At 66.3% G+C, this 16508-nt stretch carries 16 protein-coding genes, 1 tRNA gene and 2 pseudogenes; 13 read left to right on the forward strand and 6 right to left on the reverse strand.

Going from position 1 to position 16508, the window contains the following annotated elements; translation table 11 throughout:
* The 7 genes and pseudogenes from KM295_RS08350 to KM295_RS08380 all read left to right on the forward strand — a co-directional run.
* Window positions 1-309, forward strand: a pseudogene (locus KM295_RS08350) (precorrin-3B C(17)-methyltransferase); the annotation flags it as partial.
* A 2-nt stretch (window positions 310-311) separates the two neighbouring features.
* Window positions 312-1289: a precorrin-3B C(17)-methyltransferase gene (gene cobJ, locus KM295_RS08355; protein WP_256029493.1), complete on the forward strand. Its 978-nt coding sequence runs from the start codon at window positions 312-314 to the stop codon at window positions 1287-1289.
* Between the two features lies 1 nt (window position 1290).
* Complete coding sequence (locus KM295_RS08360) at window positions 1291-1527, forward strand: ferredoxin (protein WP_256029494.1); 237 nt, start codon at window positions 1291-1293, stop codon at window positions 1525-1527.
* An 80-nt stretch (window positions 1528-1607) separates the two neighbouring features.
* The gene (locus KM295_RS08365; protein WP_256029534.1) at window positions 1608-2246 is read left to right on the forward strand and encodes a cobalamin biosynthesis protein; all 639 of its coding nucleotides are present in this window, start codon (window positions 1608-1610) and stop codon (window positions 2244-2246) included.
* Window positions 2246-3433, forward strand: a complete 1188-nt coding sequence (locus KM295_RS08370) for a CbiX/SirB N-terminal domain-containing protein (RefSeq protein ID WP_256029495.1) — start codon at window positions 2246-2248, stop codon at window positions 3431-3433. Before KM295_RS08365 ends, KM295_RS08370 begins: the two co-directional genes overlap by 1 nt.
* A gap of 2 nt (window positions 3434-3435) precedes the next feature.
* Complete coding sequence (locus KM295_RS08375) at window positions 3436-3807, forward strand: DUF3209 family protein (protein WP_256029496.1); 372 nt, start codon at window positions 3436-3438, stop codon at window positions 3805-3807.
* Window positions 3800-5026, forward strand: a complete 1227-nt coding sequence (locus tag KM295_RS08380; RefSeq protein ID WP_256029497.1) for an outer membrane protein assembly factor BamB family protein — start codon at window positions 3800-3802, stop codon at window positions 5024-5026. The genes KM295_RS08375 and KM295_RS08380 overlap by 8 nt, the downstream gene beginning before the upstream one ends.
* Window positions 5027-5034: 8 nt before the next feature.
* Here the strand turns inward: KM295_RS08380 and KM295_RS08385 are convergent, their stop codons facing one another.
* Window positions 5035-5613 carry an IMP cyclohydrolase gene (locus KM295_RS08385; protein ID WP_256029498.1) on the reverse strand — a complete coding sequence of 193 codons (579 nt, stop codon included), beginning with the start codon at window positions 5611-5613 and terminating at the stop codon, window positions 5035-5037.
* A gap of 114 nt (window positions 5614-5727) precedes the next feature.
* On the opposite strand from KM295_RS08385, the gene KM295_RS08390 reads away from it, so the two are divergent.
* The 3 genes from KM295_RS08390 to KM295_RS08400 all read left to right on the forward strand — a co-directional run bounded on the left by KM295_RS08390 (window position 5728) and on the right by KM295_RS08400 (window position 7520).
* A complete protein-coding gene (locus KM295_RS08390) occupies window positions 5728-6603 on the forward strand; it encodes a homing endonuclease associated repeat-containing protein (protein ID WP_256029499.1) in 876 nt (291 codons plus the stop codon).
* A gap of 26 nt (window positions 6604-6629) precedes the next feature.
* Window positions 6630-6702: transfer RNA gene (locus tag KM295_RS08395), tRNA-Gln, on the forward strand.
* 122 nt (window positions 6703-6824) lie between these two features.
* On the forward strand, window positions 6825-7520 hold the full coding sequence (locus tag KM295_RS08400) for a DJ-1/PfpI family protein (RefSeq protein WP_256029500.1): 696 nt from the start codon (window positions 6825-6827) through the stop codon (window positions 7518-7520).
* A 245-nt stretch (window positions 7521-7765) separates the two neighbouring features.
* Here the strand turns inward: KM295_RS08400 and KM295_RS08405 are convergent, their stop codons facing one another.
* Entirely contained in the window at window positions 7766-9376 is a 1611-nt protein-coding gene (locus KM295_RS08405) for a Na+/H+ antiporter NhaC family protein (RefSeq protein ID WP_256029501.1), read from the reverse strand.
* Window positions 9377-9450: 74 nt separating this feature from the next.
* Here KM295_RS08405 and KM295_RS08410 point away from each other — a divergent pair, with 74 nt between their 5' ends.
* On the forward strand, window positions 9451-9873 hold the full coding sequence (locus tag KM295_RS08410; protein ID WP_256029502.1) for a universal stress protein: 423 nt from the start codon (window positions 9451-9453) through the stop codon (window positions 9871-9873).
* 51 nt (window positions 9874-9924) lie between these two features.
* Here KM295_RS08410 and KM295_RS08415 read toward each other — a convergent pair.
* The 3 genes and pseudogenes from KM295_RS08415 to KM295_RS08425 all read right to left on the reverse strand — a co-directional run bounded on the left by KM295_RS08415 (window position 9925) and on the right by KM295_RS08425 (window position 13784).
* A pseudogene (locus KM295_RS08415) lies at window positions 9925-10689 on the reverse strand (SDR family NAD(P)-dependent oxidoreductase).
* A gap of 73 nt (window positions 10690-10762) precedes the next feature.
* Window positions 10763-12106 carry an NRAMP family divalent metal transporter gene (locus KM295_RS08420; RefSeq protein ID WP_256029503.1) on the reverse strand — a complete coding sequence of 448 codons (1344 nt, stop codon included), beginning with the start codon at window positions 12104-12106 and terminating at the stop codon, window positions 10763-10765.
* Between the two features lie 160 nt (window positions 12107-12266).
* Entirely contained in the window at window positions 12267-13784 is a 1518-nt protein-coding gene (locus tag KM295_RS08425; protein WP_256029504.1) for a phosphoenolpyruvate carboxykinase (ATP), read from the reverse strand.
* Window positions 13785-13926: 142 nt separating this feature from the next.
* Between KM295_RS08425 and cmk the strand changes: the two genes are divergently transcribed.
* Both cmk and KM295_RS08435 read left to right on the forward strand, forming a co-directional pair.
* Window positions 13927-14538 (forward strand): (d)CMP kinase, encoded by a 612-nt coding sequence (cmk, locus tag KM295_RS08430; protein WP_256029505.1) that lies wholly within the window; start codon window positions 13927-13929, stop codon window positions 14536-14538.
* A gap of 63 nt (window positions 14539-14601) precedes the next feature.
* Window positions 14602-15939: an outer membrane protein assembly factor BamB family protein gene (locus KM295_RS08435; RefSeq protein WP_256029506.1), complete on the forward strand. Its 1338-nt coding sequence runs from the start codon at window positions 14602-14604 to the stop codon at window positions 15937-15939.
* On the opposite strand, the gene KM295_RS08440 is transcribed toward KM295_RS08435, so the two are convergent.
* Window positions 15918-16460 (reverse strand): hypothetical protein, encoded by a 543-nt coding sequence (locus tag KM295_RS08440; protein WP_256029507.1) that lies wholly within the window; start codon window positions 16458-16460, stop codon window positions 15918-15920. The genes KM295_RS08435 and KM295_RS08440 overlap by 22 nt on opposite strands.
* Window positions 16461-16508 lie beyond the last annotated feature (48 nt).

Here is a 16508-nt window from a genome sequence, read left to right on the forward strand (position 1 = left end):
GGGTTCGTCATCGTCCTTTATAACTGCTGGCGCGACCACGAGCGGGCGATCGACGTGATCCGCGAGGAGCGATCCGACGACGTGCCGGTCGCCATCTTCAACGACGCCGGCCGCGGCGCGGCCGGACGCAACCTCGAGGACGAGACCCACACGATCACGACGCTCGGCGAGACCGAGGAACACGCCGACGAAGTCGGCGGCATGGGCACCTCGATCCTCGTCGGGACCGCAGAGAGCCACGAATGGGAAAACGACTACGAGCACTACCTCGTGACGCCGCGCGGCGGCCGCGAGGTGGAGGACTTCTGATAATGAGCACCGACGACACCACAGAGACGGCGGAGGCATCGACGACGGAAACTGATTCGAGTTCGAAATGCGGCGGCGCGACGACGACTGAGAGCGACTCGACGAGCAAATGCGGCGCGTCTTCGTCCTCGGAATCGAGTTCGGGGTGTGGTGCCTCGAGTGACGACGAGGAAGAGGTCGGCGCGAGCGCCGACGATTTCAAAGCCGATCCCGGGAAACTGATCACTGTCGGGCTCGGTCCGGGACAGCCAGAGGGCATGACGGCCCGGGCGAAGGCCGCACTCGCCGATGCCGAACACATCGTCGGCTACCGGACCTACGTCGACCTGCTTCCGGACGAGATCACCGACGATGCCGAGGACATCTACTCGACGCCGATGTGCGGGGAGGTCTCCCGGACCGAGGAGGCGATCGACCGGACGCTGGCCGGCAACGACGTCGCGATCATCGGCTCGGGCGACCCGAACGTCTATGCGCTGTCGGGACTGGCGCTCGAGATCCTCGAATCGAAGGGCGGCAGCGCCGACGCGGTCGACTTCGAGGTCGTCCCCGGCGTCCCGGCCGCACAGTCGTGTGGCGCCCGCCTCGGCGCCCCGCTCGTGAACGACACCGTCTCGGTGTCGCTGTCCGATCACCTCACGCCGATGGCGGAGATCGAATCGCGGCTCGAAGCCGTCGCCGGCGAGGGCTTTACGATCGCGATTTATAACCCCTGGAGCCGCAAGCGGCGGGAAAACTTCCAGACCTGCTGTGAGATCCTGCTCGAGCATCGCGACCCCGACACGCCGGTCGGGATCGTTCACGGCGCCTCCCGCGACGACGAGGAGACGATGCTTACCGATCTCGAAACGCTGCCCGAACTGGGCGAGGAGGACATCATCGACATGACGACGACGATCATCGTCGGCAACGAGGACACCTACGTCTTCGAAGACCGGATGGTGACGCCCCGTGGCTACGAGACGAAATACGACTACTGACATGACAGAATACGAAATCACGGTCGACCTGGCGGCCTGCGACGGGATCTTCGCCTGTCTCGTCCGGGACGATCGGTTCGAGGAGTCCGAAGACGGGTTGGTAACGCTGCCGGACAGCGAGCGGAACGGCGACGAACTGACCGCGACGTTCGACGACGACCGGCTCTCAGACGCCGAGGACGCCGCGGCGGCCTGTCCGACTGACGCGATCGCGGTTCGGGAGGTGCCCGAAGCGTGAGTCTGGAAAACGAGCCCGGTGGCTCCTCGGACGAGACGAGCGCCGAGGCCGACCGACTCGATTTCGATGCGCCGAGCGACCTGCTCGATGCCCACCCCGAGACGGCGTACTTCTGGGGTCGAGTCATCGGTGACGGCGAGGTGACGACGGCGGGCGTCACCGTGCGGACGACCGACGAGGTGGCCGCCGACCGGCTCGCGGCGATCGCCGGGGCCGACGCCGTCGATCACGATACTATCGAACGAGAGTACGCCCACGACACCTCGATCACCCGCAGCGAGGACAGCTACACGGTCCAACTCCACGGCGCCGTCGGCGACCGCGCCGCCGCGGCCTTCGGGCTGCCGCTTTCGGGAGCGTCGGGCGGGTACCGACTCGACGCGCTCGCCGATCACGACCGCCAACTCCTCCGCGGCCTGCTCGAGGGCTGTGGCACCGTCTGTTTCAAGTCCTCCGCGGGGACCGTCGGGATCTCCTTCGTTCACGACGACCGGAAGCTCCTCGAGCGGGTCCAGTCGCTGCTCGATAAGGCCGACATCGGGGCGCCGTACGGCGGGATCTCCGAGACCTCCTCGGGCGGGTACTGGTTCGGGATCGACGACGACGCCGCGCCGGCAGTCGGCCGGTGGCTCTATGAGAACAGCGAAACGACGGGGCTTCTCGCGCCGAGCCGGCGCCGGAAGCTACGGCGGAGCATCGAGGAGGCGACTGCGTACTAATGTTAGACAGCGAAGCCGTCGTGTTGGCCGGCCACGGCTCCCGGCGGGAGAGATCGAACGAACAGGTCCGCGAACTGGCCGCCGGACTCGAGGGGCGGCTGGGTCTGCCGACGAACGCGGGCTTTATCGAACTCGAAGAGCCCTCGATCGCCGAGGCGATCGCCTCGCTTGCGCCCTCGGTCTCGGACGTCACCGTCGTCCCGCTGTCGCTTTTCGCCGCCAGCCACGTCAAGGCGGACGTCCCGCTGGTGGTCAACGAGGCGCGGGCCGAACACGATATCGCCGTCCACAGCGGCCGGCACCTCGGCGTCCATCCGGCGATCGTCGAGCTGCTCGACGATCGGGTCGCCGAAGTCGAGGACGACCTCGGCGTCGATCGAACCGAAGACGACGTGCTGGTCGTCCTCTGTGCCCGCGGTTCCTCCGATCCGGACTCGAACGGCGACGTCCACAAACTGGCGCGTCTGCTCTATGAGGGCCGCGATTTCGCCGACGTCGAGGCCGCGTTCATCGGTGTGACCGAACCGCTCCTCGAGGACGCCCTCCATACCGTCTCGAAACGGCGCCCCGACGCCGTCGTCGTCGTACCCTACATGCTCGGCGACGGGGTGTTGACCGGCCGGATCCGCGAGCGGACCGCCGAGTTCGACGACGAGTATCCCTACGCCGTCGCCGGCTGTGGCGACCCGCTCGGCACCGACGAGCGCCTGCTGGAGGTGCTCGCCGACCGCTTCGAGGAGGCCCGCAGCGGCGACGTCTCGATGTCGTGTGACACCTGCAAGTACAAAGTCGAGATGGACGGCTTCGAGGCCGACGCCGGCGGCGCGCGGGCCATGCTGCGCGCGATGACTCACCGGGCGGCCCACGAGGACCGCTCCGACGTCGGCGAGGACCCCCACGCCCACGACGCGCCGGACAAACACGTCGCCGTCTGCACGAACCGGACCTGTGCCGGCCAGGGTGCCGTCCAGGTGTTAGAACGGCTCCGCCAGGCGGTCGACGGGCTGGACGTCGACGCCCGGATCACCCGCTCGTCGTGTCTGGATCGCTGCGGCGAGGGGCCGAACGTCGCCGTCTACCCCGACGGCGTCTGGTACGGCTCCGTCGAACCGGACGACGCCGACCGGCTGGCGGCCGCTATCGACCACGACGGAATCGTCTCCGATCTCGTCGATCAAACCCTTTAGTTATGACCTGTCACGAAATCGAAGCGCTCCGACTCGGCCTGATGAACAGCCTCGGCGTCGGCGACGACGCCACACGGAAACACGCCCGCGAGGAACTCGGCGAGAGCCCCGAACCGCACATCGCCGCGCTCGCCGACGCCGACAGCCTCGCCGCCTGTCGACGACACCTCGATACCGCCCTTGTCGAACTCGAATCGGAGGTCGCGGCGACCGATGAGGCCGATCCCGAGTACGACTACCTCCGGGGGCGGGTGGTCGCCGTCAGGGACGCAGCCGGCGCGCTCGACCGTCTTTTGGACCACGGCGGGGCGTTCCTGGAAGACCTCGGCGACAGCCACCACACGCTCCACGAGACGTTCCCCGTCGATGAGTGACACGCCCCGTCCCCCGGGATCGTCCCCCACTGGCCGTCGGATCGATCTCGGTGACGTCGACCCCTGCGGCTCCCGGCAGGCCGGCCGTCGGTCGGGCGTGACGCTGACCGAAGCGGGACCTGTCGTCGGGCTCGCCTCCGGCACCGTCGAGGCGTTCGATCCCGACGGGACCCGGCGGTGGTCCTTCGAGGGGTCCGGAAGCGCGATCACGCTCGTCCCCTTCGAGGGGGGCGTGCTGATCGGCGAACGATCGGCCCGGGGCGGAATTCGCCTGCTCGTAGACGGCAACGAGCGGTGGCGACACGACGCCGCCGACGTTCTCGGCGAGCCGACCAAAGAGACGCGGTTTTTCCTGCCGATGGTCGTCGACGCCGCCGTCTCGACAGACACGGCCTACGTCGCTGCCAGACGTTATGAACGCCGCGATGGGGAGCGGCACTTCGAGAGTTCGGTGTACGCGCTCGCGCCCGACGGGTCGGTTCGGTGGCGCTACGACGCCGACGCCTCGCCGATCGCGCTCGCGCCGTTCGACGGCGGCGTCGCGGTCGCGTACAACCGCTGTCCGGGGGCCCACGACGACGGGCTCGTCGTCCTCGATGGCGACGGTGCAACGCGATGGACGTGGGATCCCGACCGGAGCGCGACCCGCCGGGTCGGCGACGTCGCGGCGGCCGGCGGTGACCTCGTCGTGACGAGCCACGCCGACTACTGCGGCTATCGGCTCGCCGCTGGGGACGTCCGCTGGCGGGTCGATCTCGGCACGCCGCGGCCGGAGGGCGACGAGGTGTACACGTACCCGAACCACGTCCACGCCGACGGATCCGGCGTCGTCTTTCTGACCGGCAACTCCTTTCCGAGGGAGGGCCGCGAAACCGACGAACGACACCCGAACGAACAGTCGGCGTTCGGCTACACGCCCGACGGTGAACGGTGCTGGCACGCCGACGTGGGTGGGTTCTGCCACGAAATCGCGACCGACGGCGATCGGCTGCTCGCGCCCGTCGCCCAGCACTTCCGGGATCGCGATCCGGGCGTCCACGGCTTTCGTTTCTTCGAGGTCTCCGAGGGGCTCCTCGAGAGCGGCCCCACCGACGGCGTCCTCACGGCAGCGGCCCTCGAGGACGGCCGCCGGGCGCTGATCGAAGAGCCCGTAAAATACCACGACGAGGGGGCCGTCCGCGGCGAGTACGCACTGTTACTGCTGACCGGGGCGGACTGACCGCCCGCTCACTCGCCGTTATACATACCCGTCCGGAACGCTCCCTCGGTCCGGGCGACGGCGGCCCCACAGACCGGGTGTTCGAAACCCCGTTCGTAGAGTTCCCGGGCCATCGCGTCCGGTTCGGTCGCTTCGAGCGTCGTCGCCTCGGGGCTGTCCTTCTCGTAGGTGGCGACGAGCGTCGGCTCCCCGAGTGCCTCGACGAGAAGCGCGTCCCGCCGGACGATCCCGACGTAGCTCTCCTCGCCGACGACGCCGGCGATCCGGGGGGTGTCGTAGTCGTCCTTCTCGTAATCCAGGGCGAGCAACGACTCCGCCAGGGCGTCCCGGGGCGGATATCCGGACTCGAGTTTCTCGGTGATCGGGTCGACCTGCGTCCCGTTGCCGATCACCGCAAACTCGTCGTCTTCGGTCGTCCGCAGGCAGTTATACGAGATGTATGGGTTGTCCGTCTCCGGGGCCTCCGCTGTCGGGACGACCGTGAGCGTCCCGTCGCGTTCGATTACCTTCCGGTTCGGAAACGACCGCGAGGAGACCCGATAGCCAGCCCGATCCGGCGCGACGACGATGAACCGTCCGACGTACATACGCGTTCGTGGTGGCGACGGGAGTATGTCGGTGTCGGTTCGCCGGCGACGGAGACTCCTCTTCAGTTTCGCCTCGTGGCTGGCTTTTTATATTGTAACGAACGAGACGAAAATATGGCGACGACGACGGAGGCGGAGTGTCTCGATGCGCTCCGGGAGGCGGCCGAGCGGCTCGGCGAATCGCCGACCAAGAAACAGTATGATGAGCTTGGATTGACGCCGGCATCGACGACCATCTGTCGAATTCTCGGGAGTTGGAATGAGGCGAAAGGGCGGGCTGGACTTCGAACATATACCCAGGACGAAAACGGTGGAATAGATGTTCAGCCAAAACCCGAGTCGGTCACTATCCCCGATAACGAGGACTGGGCCGATCTCACGGCACAACAACGGTGGTACTACAAAAACAAGCAGGACCGAATCGAGACGAAGGAGTGTCGCCGGAAGCAACTCCGGGAGTGGTTCTCTCAATTGAAACGTAAACAGTACGCTTGCGAACGATGTGCCGAAGGTCGTTCGGCGGCAATCGACTTTCATCACCCAGAGTCAAAGGTCGCCGGTGTCTCTCAGATGGTCAACCACGGTTATTCAAAACGTCGTATCAGAGCCGAGATCGAACGATGTACTGTCCTCTGTGCGAATTGCCACCGGAAAGAACACGATGAGATATCGAAACCGGTGACGCCCAAGGATCCGGAGCGCATTGAGGCGACGATACGGAATACGTCGGATACCCGGATTCGCAAACAGCGTCGGGCGTGGGTTACGGCGTACAAATACCACAGCGATGGATGTGCGCGATGTGATGCCTCTGATCCTGCCTGTCTCGATTTTCATCACGAGGGAGAGAAAACGGTGGGGATCGCAAGGATGCTATCCGAGAGGCGATCGCTCGACGATATCCGCCGGGAGATCGACAACTGTGTGTTGCTCTGTGCGAATTGTCATCGCGTAGAACACCACGCCAGGAGAAAAACCGATAGCGTTTAGTTTCCCACTTACTTGGTTCCGAGTGCAGTCCATTGGGGTAGCGGCCAATCCTGTCAGCTTCTGGGGCTGACGACCCTGGTTCGAATCCAGGATGGACTATTACTTTGGGCGTTCGAATCCTTACAGCAACCGCCGTCGTCTCGTGCCGTAGACGGCCTCGACCGCCAGCGCTCGTGCCCGTCCTGGGATGGGCTTTTGCCGCTAGGGGACATTAGATCGGTATGACGAGCACACTGTTCGTTGTCAGCGAGCATGGGTACTGGGGCGAAGAATGCATCGAGCCACTGACCACGCTCGAGGAGCACGACCTCGACGTGACGGTCGCAACGCCGACCGGCGAGCCGCCGGTCGTCGACGAACGGTCGGTCGATCCCGACAACGTCGGCGAAGAAACCGCCAATCAGGTCCGCGAGGTACAGGAGAACCACCCGGAACTGAACGACCCGGTGCGGCTGGCGAAGGCGACGGCGGTAGACTACGATGCGATTGTCTTCCCCGGCGGCCACGGCACCGAATGGGACGTCAACCAGGATAGTCACGCCCGGCGCCTACTCCGGAACGCCGTCGCTGGAACCGAAGGGAAGGCGCTGGTCGTCTGTCACGCCGTCGGCCTCCTGGCGTTCACCCGCGACGACGGGGGATTCTTGGTCGAGGGTCGAGCCGTCACGGGGTTCCCAAACGAGTGGGAGGAGGGAATCGTCGACGAGGACGACCTCATGCCGGACGGACGCAAACTGCCGTACTGGGTCGAAGACGAGGTACGGGCGGCGGATGCCGACTGGGACGCCGAACTCGACGCCGACACCAGCGTCACCGTGGACGGCGATCTCATAACTGCTCGCGGGCCGGGCTCCTCCGCGCAGGCCGCCCGGACGCTGCTGGACGAACTGGACGTAGAGGCGCCCGCGGACGACTGACTGGACTCCCGGCCCGGTCGTGGAGGCGGCCGACGGATGAACTTGATGCTGTTATCACAGACTGCGAAGGCCGCCGCGAGTAACTTCGAATGAACAGGGAATCTTTCGGTTTTCTAGCGCGTACCGTCTCGAGATTCAAACATCGGAATTTCACCGCCAGGATGGACTATATTTTTCGATACCGAACCCTCGAAGCCACCGGCTCGACACGATCGACGATACCCAGTAACTCACACCAGTCCGTCTCAGTCGTCGCCGGGTACCACTTCCGGGGACCCCTGTGTCGCCTTGGGTTCGACGTCGCGCCGCCGGGCGTCGAACTCCGAGAGCCCGTAGACGATGCCGACGAGCGCGAGGACGCCGACCGGCAGCAGGACGAACGGCGTGATACGGGTAAAGCCCCACACCAACATCAGCCCGGCGGCCACCAGGACGACCGTGAACGCGTAGTAGAACTGGGTCCGGACGTGATCGATGAGGTCGGCCCCGGTGAAGGTCGACGACAGGACAGTGGTATCGGAGATGGGCGAGGCGTGGTCGCCGAAAATCGACCCCGAGAACACCATCCCGACCATGACCGCGACCATGGTGTGGCTGCCGGTGAGGTTCCAGGCGACGGGCACGGCGACCGGCGTCACGATCCCCATCGTTCCCCAGGAGCTCCCGGTCGAGAAGGCGATGAAGGCGGCGGTAAACAGCACGACGACTGGCAGGACCTCGGGGGAGAGGAACGCCTCGACGAAATCGGCGACGTAGGCCCCCGTCCCGAGGCCGCCCTCCTCGACCGGCGAAACGACGTTGCCGATGCCCCACGCGAGCACCAGGATGGTCACCGCGGTCAGCATGATCCCGAAGCCGTCGATGGTCGTGTCGACGCTTTCGCTCAGCGACAGGATGCTGTAGACGTAGCCGAGGGCGTAGGTGGTCGCCACCATGGCGAACGATCCGAAGATGAGCGCCAGGGCGTAGTCGGCTCCGGCCACCACGTCGTACAGCGACGCGCCGGGTTCGTAGCCGGTGTACAGCGCCGATCCGATGGTGACCCCGATGAGGACGACGATGGGCAGGATGAACGAGATCAGCCGGGCATCGTCGACGTTCGGCTCGCCGAGTTCGGCCTCGACGTCCTGCATCGGGCGGGCGTCGTCGCGCGTCACCTTCCCGGTCTCGGCGGCCCGGTGCTCGGCGGCGAGCATCTCCCCGTAATCCCGGCCGGTGAGGACGATGATGCCGACCATCGCGATGGCCAAGATCGCGTACATGTTGTAGGGGATGGATTCCAGGAACACCGTGAAGGAATCGGGAATCTCGCTTGCGGCCAGATCCGTCGCCTCGTACCCCGACTCGATCATCGATAGCTGGAAGGCGACCCACGAGGAGATGGCGAGCGTCGCGACCGGTGCCGCCGTCGAGTCGACGAGATACGAGAGCTTCTCCCGAGAGATGTTCAGGTTGTCCGAGATGTCCTTCATCGTGCTCCCGACGACGGCCGTGTTGGCGTAGTCATCGAAAAACAGCACGATACCCAGAAGCCACGCCGAGAGGCCGGCTTTACGCTTGGTATCGACCCGTTCGGCCGCCCAGGCCCGGACGGCGTGTGATCCCCCGAGCCGCCACATCATCGCCACCGCCGACCCCAAAAGCAGCGTGAAGATGATGATCTGAGCGTGGAAGACGCTCTCCCCGATCGCCGAGGCGATCCAACCGAAGGTCTGTCCCAGACCGACCCCGCCCGTGAGGATGACGGCCCCGGACCAGATACCGAGGAACAGCGACAGCACTGCTTTCCGGGTAACGATGGCGAGCGCGATCGCCAAGAGCGGTGGCAAGAGCGACAACGCACCGAATTCGGACATACGCGGGTAATTATCACGATATCATTTAAATTCACCTGGGTGATTTTAAATAAAGGGGCGACAAAACCGTCGCTATGGCCGCTGTACTGGTTCCCTACGACGGGTCGAAGCTCTCGACGGACGCCCTCGCGTTCGCCTGTGAGCGGTTTCCCGAGGCGGAGATCACGGCGCTTTTCATCGTTGACACGACCGTCGCCCACCAGCCCGAGCAGTACGTGGGGGTCAAACTCGGGGACATTTACGAACAGCGCGAGACAGAGGGAGAGCGGATCCTCGAAGACGCCGAGGAGTTCACCGACGAGCACGACGTCCAGCTCTCGACGGCCATACGGAAGGGCCGCCCCTCGAAGGAGATCCTCGAGTACGTCACCGAACACGGGATCGATCACGTCGTCATCGGGAGCCACAGCCAGGACCTCATCGAGCGGTTCTTCGTCGGAAGCGTCGCCGAACGCGTCGTCGACCGGATCCCGGTGCCGGTCACCGTCATCCGCTGATCCCGCGTCGGATCGGCGGCGGACCGCCCGACAGCGGTTCGATTGTTCCCCTCAATACCAGACGGTACCGGCGTCAACGTTGATGTCCTGGGCCGTCACGTTCCGGGCGCGTTCGCTGGCCAGGTAGGCGACCGTCTCGGCGACGTCCTCGGGTTCGGTCAGCCGATCGAGCGCGGTGTCGTCGGTGAAGACCTTCCGTTTCGCCGCCTCGTAGCTGATCCCCCGCTGTTCGGCCTGGTTTTCGATGACGTCCTCGATGCGGGGCCCACGGGTCGCGCCGGGACAGACGGCGTTGACAGTAACGTCGTCGTCGCCGAGTTCGCGCGCCAGCGACCGCGTCACGCCGAGTATTCCCGCCTTCGACGCCGCGTACGTGACGTCGACGCTCCCGATCTCGGCCGCGACGCTCGCGACGTTGACGATCGCTCCCTCCGTCTCCCTGAGCGGATCGACGGCCGCCGCCGCGTTGTTGATCGCTCCCTCGACGTTGACCGAGAGCACTCAGCCGATCCGTTCGGGCGCCGACTCGAGCGGCCCCGGATCGGCGACGCCCGCGGCGTTGACGAGCACCGACAGCGGCCCCAACTCGCGGGCGCCGTCGACGAGTTCCCGCGCGTCGTCCGGATCGCCCACGTCGCCCTGCAGTATCGCCGCCCTGCCCCCGTTTGATTCGACCGTCTCTGCGGCCGCCCTCGCACCCGACTCGTCGCTGTGGTACCCGACTGCGACGTCCAGTCCGTCCCTCGATAATTCCGCGGCGATCGCTCGTCCGATCGATCCCGAACCGCCGGTGAGGAGCGCCGTCCCTTCGCTCATGCTCGCCCCTTCGTGCCGCCGGAGTTAACGTTCCCGACCCGTTCGGCCGCCTTCGCGGCCGAATCACCGTCGCTCATGCGTATCGAGAGCGCAGGAACTTCCCGCCGAGGCCGACCATCGCAAGCACCATCACGCCCGCGAAGGCCACGACGAACCCCGAGAGGCCGCCGAGCCCGGAGGCGATCTGCTCGCGGATGAAGTTCCCGGCGAGTACCGCGGTGATGCCGACGAGCGTGACCCCGCCGACGTTCGCGAGCCGCGAGTTCCGCTCGGGGACGGCCTCGGAGTTCAACAGGTACAGCACCACCAGAAGCGCGAAGGGCGTCCCCACGAGGCCGAAGGCGAGTACGAGCACCAAAAGCGGGAAGAACGCGCCGCCGATGAACGCCCCGGCGGCCGAGATCAGCGCGACGGCGACCAACAGCCCCCGGTACCGCGAGTCGGAGACGTCCGTGCCCCAGCCGAGTTTGTCCGCGACGAGATACGGCGGCACGATCGTGTTCCCGCCCAGCGTCGAGACGGCCGCGGCCCACAACCCGAGCAGGAACAGCCACTCGGCGCTCGGCCCGACGAGCGGCCCGAGCGCCTGCGACGCCGAGATGGCTGTGAGCTCCCCGGCGGCGACCTCCGGGGTATGGAGGACGCTCGCCGCGACCAGAAAGACTGCGAGGCTGTAGATCCCGAAGGCGACGAGCATCGAGGACCCGACGTCGAAACTCGCGAGGCCGTAATCGCGGGCCGTCCAGCCCCGCGCCCGCATCGTGTAGGAGTGCATCGTGATCAGGGTGATATGGACCGCGCCGCCGAGGATCCCCGCCGCCACGAGGGCGCTGTCCAGCCCGCCGGGGAACCCCGGGACGACCCCGCCGGCCGCGCTCCCGACGTCGACTGGAACCACGACGAGCGAGGCCAGAAACGCGACCACGACGGCGGTGACGAGCAGTTTCGCGACGATCTCCAGGAACCGGTACCCCCGCCCGGCGAGCCCGACCGCGAGCACGAGGGCCCACGCGACGCCCCAGATCCGGGCGTCGACGCCCGTGACGGTCTCGCTCACGTCGGCGAGCGTCTTCATGATGACGAGCTGTGCCAGCCCCGCCGCCAGCACCGCATCGGAGACCAGAACCCAGGCCCACCCCTCGCCCAGGTGGGTCTCGACGGCGTCGACGATCCCGGTCTCGGTCAACAGCCCGAGCCGCATCGCGAGATACTGGGCGAGCGCCCCCGAGAGCGCCGAGAGCACCACCACCCAAAGCAACGCGTAGCCGAACGTCGCCCCCGCCGTCACGAGGGTGGCCATCGACGCCGGCCCCGCGGCGATGGCGCCCGCGATCCACGAAGGCCCCATCTCGGCGACGTACTCTCCGAGCCGTCCCCGCGAAACCGACGCGACGCCCGTGGACGTGTCTCCGCTCATGCCCGTGGGTCACCGCACCCGGGCTTAAAATTTTCTACTGGGTGGTATCACCGAGTGGTCTCCCGGGTCGTCCGCCGTATCGTCGAGCAGGGTTGTCTCGGGTATCGAGGAGAACGAGCGTCGCTAATCCGCTCCCGTGCCCGCCGTCCGACCGGAGCTTTCAGTAGACGGCGTTTCGGATATCTTTGTCGAGTTGTTCGAATGCGTTGAGATATTCGCGTCGTTCGGCGCGCAGGCGCTGGAGCTTTTGTTCGTAGTCGTCGACGTGATCTGGGACTCTGAACTGCTCGATGTCCATGCCGGGGACGGTCTGAGGGACGGTGAGTCCGATCGCGTCGTTGTCAGTCCACTCGACGGTTCCGCGGGCGATTTCGCGCAAAAGTGTCACCGACTCTTCGACGCCGATGTCTTTGGCGTCGTCGCCGAGACATCCCGTGTTGAGGAGGAAGCACTCGAGGTCGAGGTCGGTGATGAGTTGGCGGAACCGGTTGCCTTCCTCGCCCTCGGGGCCGATGATGAAGGGGTTGGTGCCGACGACACGGATCGATTCGCCGGCTTTCGAGGGGTCGCCGGCGCTGGTCTGGATGGATTCGCCGAGCATGAACGCGGCGGCGGCTTCTCCGGGCGAGAGTTTGGCGACGGGCGGCATCACGGGGTTGCGCGTGATGAAAAAGACCTGGTCGACGGATCCGAGGTCGATCTCCTCGCCGGCGGAATCGAGGTGTTCGCGGCGGATCGCTGCCCGGCCGTTGGCGGTGTATCGGTCGCTGTCGAACGCGACGGTGCCGTCCTCGTCGACGGCGACGTTTTCCAGGACGGCCGACTCGTGTGTTGCGGCGGCGTACATTTCGGGTTGTTCGTTTGGGTCGAGGCCGTGTGTTTTGATGTAGAGGCCGTTGGCTTCGCTGCCGGCGACGGTGCCGTCGGGGAGGAGGCCACAGACGTCGTCTTGGAGCATCGTCGCGGTTTCGGGCTCGTCGAGCCACAGTCCGTGGGCGGTCAGGGTGGATTTGCCGGTCGCGGACAGTCCGAGGAACAGTTGGCCGACGTCCTCGAGGTCGCCTGCGTCGTTTTTCAATCTCACTCGTTTGCTGCCGGCGTGGAGGCCGAGGCCGCCGTGTTCTTTGGCGCGGCGCATGAAGAGTCGGAGGAACGACTTTTTGGCTTCGCCGGAGTAGTCGCTGCCGAGGACGGCGGTGACGCCCGTATCGGGGAGGATGCGGATGGCGGTTTCGTCGTAGTCGGGGAGTTGGACGGTGAGGAATTCGGGTTCGGCGTCGTCGTCGTCGGCGGGTTCGAAGAGTTTCGTGACGGTGAGTGCGATGCGGGCGTAGGGTTTGGGGACGTAGTAGCGGCCGACGGAGGCGTGCTCGGGGTGGCGTCCGATTCGGCGGTCGAGACAGATCATTTCGCGTTCGCGGGCGGCTTCGAGCGCGGTATCGATGTGGGCGTAATCGGGTGCGTCGAAGGGGTCGTCGAGGGCGTTTTTGGTTTTGTCGGCACATCGGGAGCGCTGTTGGCTCACGTAGGCCGGGGCGCCGAATTCGGTTCCGGTTTCGAGGTTCCGGGAGAACGCTCGGAGTTGGTCGGGCGATGGTTGATAGACGACGTTGTCGGCGTCGGCGGGGTTGGGGAGTGCCGTCTCGGGTGACGGGTGTATCAGCCCGGAATCTGTCATCGTAGATGGAGGGGGGATCCGGAAACAGATAAACGTAGATCATCGGAGCGAGCGTGGCTGCTCTTCGCACACCGGATGGCGAGGTTCGTTCGAGCGCCCCCCGATGACGGGGTTTATTCGAGCGCCCTCCGAACCTCGGGGCATGTCGGACGACGGACGCGACGCCGAACGCATCGATACCGATCTTTTTCTCACCGTCTCGGGACCGCCGGGCTGTGGCGTGACGACGCTGTGTGAGGCGCTCTCCGAGCGGCTCGATTGTGGCTACGTCTCCGGCGGCGAGGTCTTCCGCGAGATCGCCGAGGAACGCGGGATGAGCCTCTCACAGCTCACCGCCGAGGCCAGCAGCGACGCCGAACTCGACCGCGAACTCGATCGGCGCCTCCGGGGCATCGCCGAGAAGTGGGGCGAGGCCGAGAAGGCGTTCCTCCTCGAATCGCGGCTGGCCGGCTATCTCGCGGCGGGCCACGCCGATCTGCGGATCTGGCTTGACGCCCCCGAGGAGGTCCGGGTCGAGCGCACGGCCGACCGCGAGGAGGTCTCCGCGGAGATGCGGGTCCGGGAGGTCATCGAGGAGAAGCGCTACGCCGCCTACTACGGGGTCGACCTGAGCAACCGCTCGTTTTACGATCTCGCGATCAACACGGCGCGGTGGAGCCCGGCGGGAACGCTCGAACTCGTCATGAGCGCGATCAAGAACTACGATCCCGAAGCCAACGAGGGTGCCTTCGACACGCCGGAGCTGAATCTGTAGGACACGACCCGCGCTCTGCGGCGACCGGGACGCCTATACCGTCGGCGGCTCTCGCCTCGGGTAATGGCAGACGGATCGGACCGACGGGGCGTCTCCCGTCGCCGCCTCCTCGCGGGGTTCGGCGCGGCGTCGCTCGGCGCGATCGGGTGGCATCGACTCCGGGGTGAGTACGACCGATCGGGGGCCGATTTCGACCCCGAGATCCTCCCGTACGACGAGACGTACCCGGACGACGACGGGATCACGATGTTCAGACGCGGGCTGCGTCGGCTCGGATACTACCCCGACGCGGTCGTTCCAGACGCCGTCGAGATCGAGTGGTCGATGCCGGTCAACGGGATCGGCCACACCGCCGCCAAATCGAGCCCCCGGCCGACCCCTGACGGCGAGACGGTGTTGATCCCCTCCGATACGGGCAAACTGCACGCGGTGACCCCCGACGGCGAGAAGCGATGGACCGTCGAGACGGGCGCATCGAGAAGCCTCGGCTTCCACGGGACGCCGCTTGTCGTCGACGGGACGGCCTACATCGGCGGCTACGACGGCTCGATGTACGCCTACGACGTCGAGACGGGCCGTCGCGTCTGGAAGACCTCGAACTGGCGGCTCCACGGGGCGATCGCGATCGGCTCGAGCCCGGCCTACTGGGACGGCGTCATCTACGTGGTCGCCGAGTACAACTACCCCTGGCAGGAGCCCTCGGGGACGATGTGGGCCCTGGACGCGACGACCGGCAAACCGCTGTGGAACGACAGCCGCCTGTGGGGAATGCCCCACCCTTCGCCGGCGATCGATCCCGCGACCGAACGGATGCTGATCGGCTCGAACGACGGGGTGTGTTACTGCTGGGAGTTCCCCTCGCTGGAACCGGCCTGGGAGTTCCAGACCGGCGCCGAGATCAAGGGGACGATCCCGACCTACGAGGGCGGCGCCTTCGTCGGCTCGTGGGACGGCAACTTCTACCGGCTCGATCTGGCGGACGGCACCGAGGAGTGGCGCTTCGAGACCGACCGGATCATCATGTCCAACCCCGCGATCGACCCCGACACCGGGATCGTCTACGTCGGCGGCGACGACCGGTACGTTCACGCGCTGGACACCGAAACCGGCGAGGAGCTGTGGTCGACCCACGTCGGCGGGACCGTCCTCGGGTCGCTCACGGTCACCCGAGAGACCGTGCTGGTCGGCTCCTACGACACGCACCTGTACGCTCTGGACAAGGCCACCGGCAAAGTGCGTTGGCGCATCGAGGGCGTCGGTCACGTCACCAGCGCGGCCGTCCCCCACGACGACGGCGATCGGATCTTCTTCGCCGAGCGGGGCGACATCTCGGGGTACTGGAGCGACGATCCCTTCCAGCTCCACGAACCCGGCCACGCCTACAGTCTCGTCCCCGCGTGAATCTGAAGACATATACCGCCGGCGGGGGCTATTCCGATCGTATGCGACGCCGAGCCCTCCTCGTCGCCGTCGGCAGCGCAGCCCTCGCGGGCTGTCCCGATGGCGACGGAAACGACGACACGACAGACGACTCGACTGACGACCCGAACGGGAACTCGACTGACGACCCGAACACGTCCGACGGCTCGACCGGAGACGGCTCGACCGGCGAGGACGAGATCCCCCTGATCGCCTCGGCTGATCTCGCCGGCGAGTGTCCGGCGTACCCGGACGATCACGTCATCTGTTACGACGCGATCGTCGCCCACGAGCGTGACATCGGGGCGTTCGAACTGGTCCTCGAACCCGGGGCGGAGACGGCCGAACGCGGGGCAGCGATCGCTTTCGAGTTCGCCAACCGGTCCGAACGGCGGTTCGCGACGAACTTCTACAGGCGGTACGAGGCGAGTGCCTCGGGGCTTGACCCCGGGGGTGAAGCCGACAGTGGCCGACCAGCCGCCGGGATGTCTCTCCCGGCCCACTGGCCCACGGTATCGAAATGTTTACTTCGATCGAATCTGAATGAGTGC

The organism is Natronomonas aquatica, assembly GCF_024449025.1.
Lineage (GTDB): Archaea > Halobacteriota > Halobacteria > Halobacteriales > Haloarculaceae > Natronomonas > Natronomonas aquatica.

Coding starts and splice junctions, on each gene's coding strand:
- KM295_RS08385 (WP_256029498.1), bottom strand. CDS start 5,613: ATGTACGTCGGACGGTTCATCGTCGTCGCGCCGGATCGGGCTGGCTAT.
- KM295_RS08405 (WP_256029501.1), bottom strand. CDS start 9,376: ATGTCCGAATTCGGTGCGTTGTCGCTCTTGCCACCGCTCTTGGCGATC.
- KM295_RS08410 (WP_256029502.1), top strand. CDS start 9,451: ATGGCCGCTGTACTGGTTCCCTACGACGGGTCGAAGCTCTCGACGGAC.
- KM295_RS08380 (WP_256029497.1), top strand. CDS start 3,800: ATGAGTGACACGCCCCGTCCCCCGGGATCGTCCCCCACTGGCCGTCGG.
- cobJ (WP_256029493.1), top strand. CDS start 312: ATGAGCACCGACGACACCACAGAGACGGCGGAGGCATCGACGACGGAA.
- KM295_RS08360 (WP_256029494.1), top strand. CDS start 1,291: ATGACAGAATACGAAATCACGGTCGACCTGGCGGCCTGCGACGGGATC.
- cmk (WP_256029505.1), top strand. CDS start 13,927: ATGTCGGACGACGGACGCGACGCCGAACGCATCGATACCGATCTTTTT.
- KM295_RS08425 (WP_256029504.1), bottom strand. CDS start 13,784: ATGACAGATTCCGGGCTGATACACCCGTCACCCGAGACGGCACTCCCC.
- KM295_RS08435 (WP_256029506.1), top strand. CDS start 14,602: ATGGCAGACGGATCGGACCGACGGGGCGTCTCCCGTCGCCGCCTCCTC.
- KM295_RS08420 (WP_256029503.1), bottom strand. CDS start 12,106: ATGAGCGGAGACACGTCCACGGGCGTCGCGTCGGTTTCGCGGGGACGG.
- KM295_RS08370 (WP_256029495.1), top strand. CDS start 2,246: ATGTTAGACAGCGAAGCCGTCGTGTTGGCCGGCCACGGCTCCCGGCGG.
- KM295_RS08375 (WP_256029496.1), top strand. CDS start 3,436: ATGACCTGTCACGAAATCGAAGCGCTCCGACTCGGCCTGATGAACAGC.
- KM295_RS08400 (WP_256029500.1), top strand. CDS start 6,825: ATGACGAGCACACTGTTCGTTGTCAGCGAGCATGGGTACTGGGGCGAA.
- KM295_RS08390 (WP_256029499.1), top strand. CDS start 5,728: ATGGCGACGACGACGGAGGCGGAGTGTCTCGATGCGCTCCGGGAGGCG.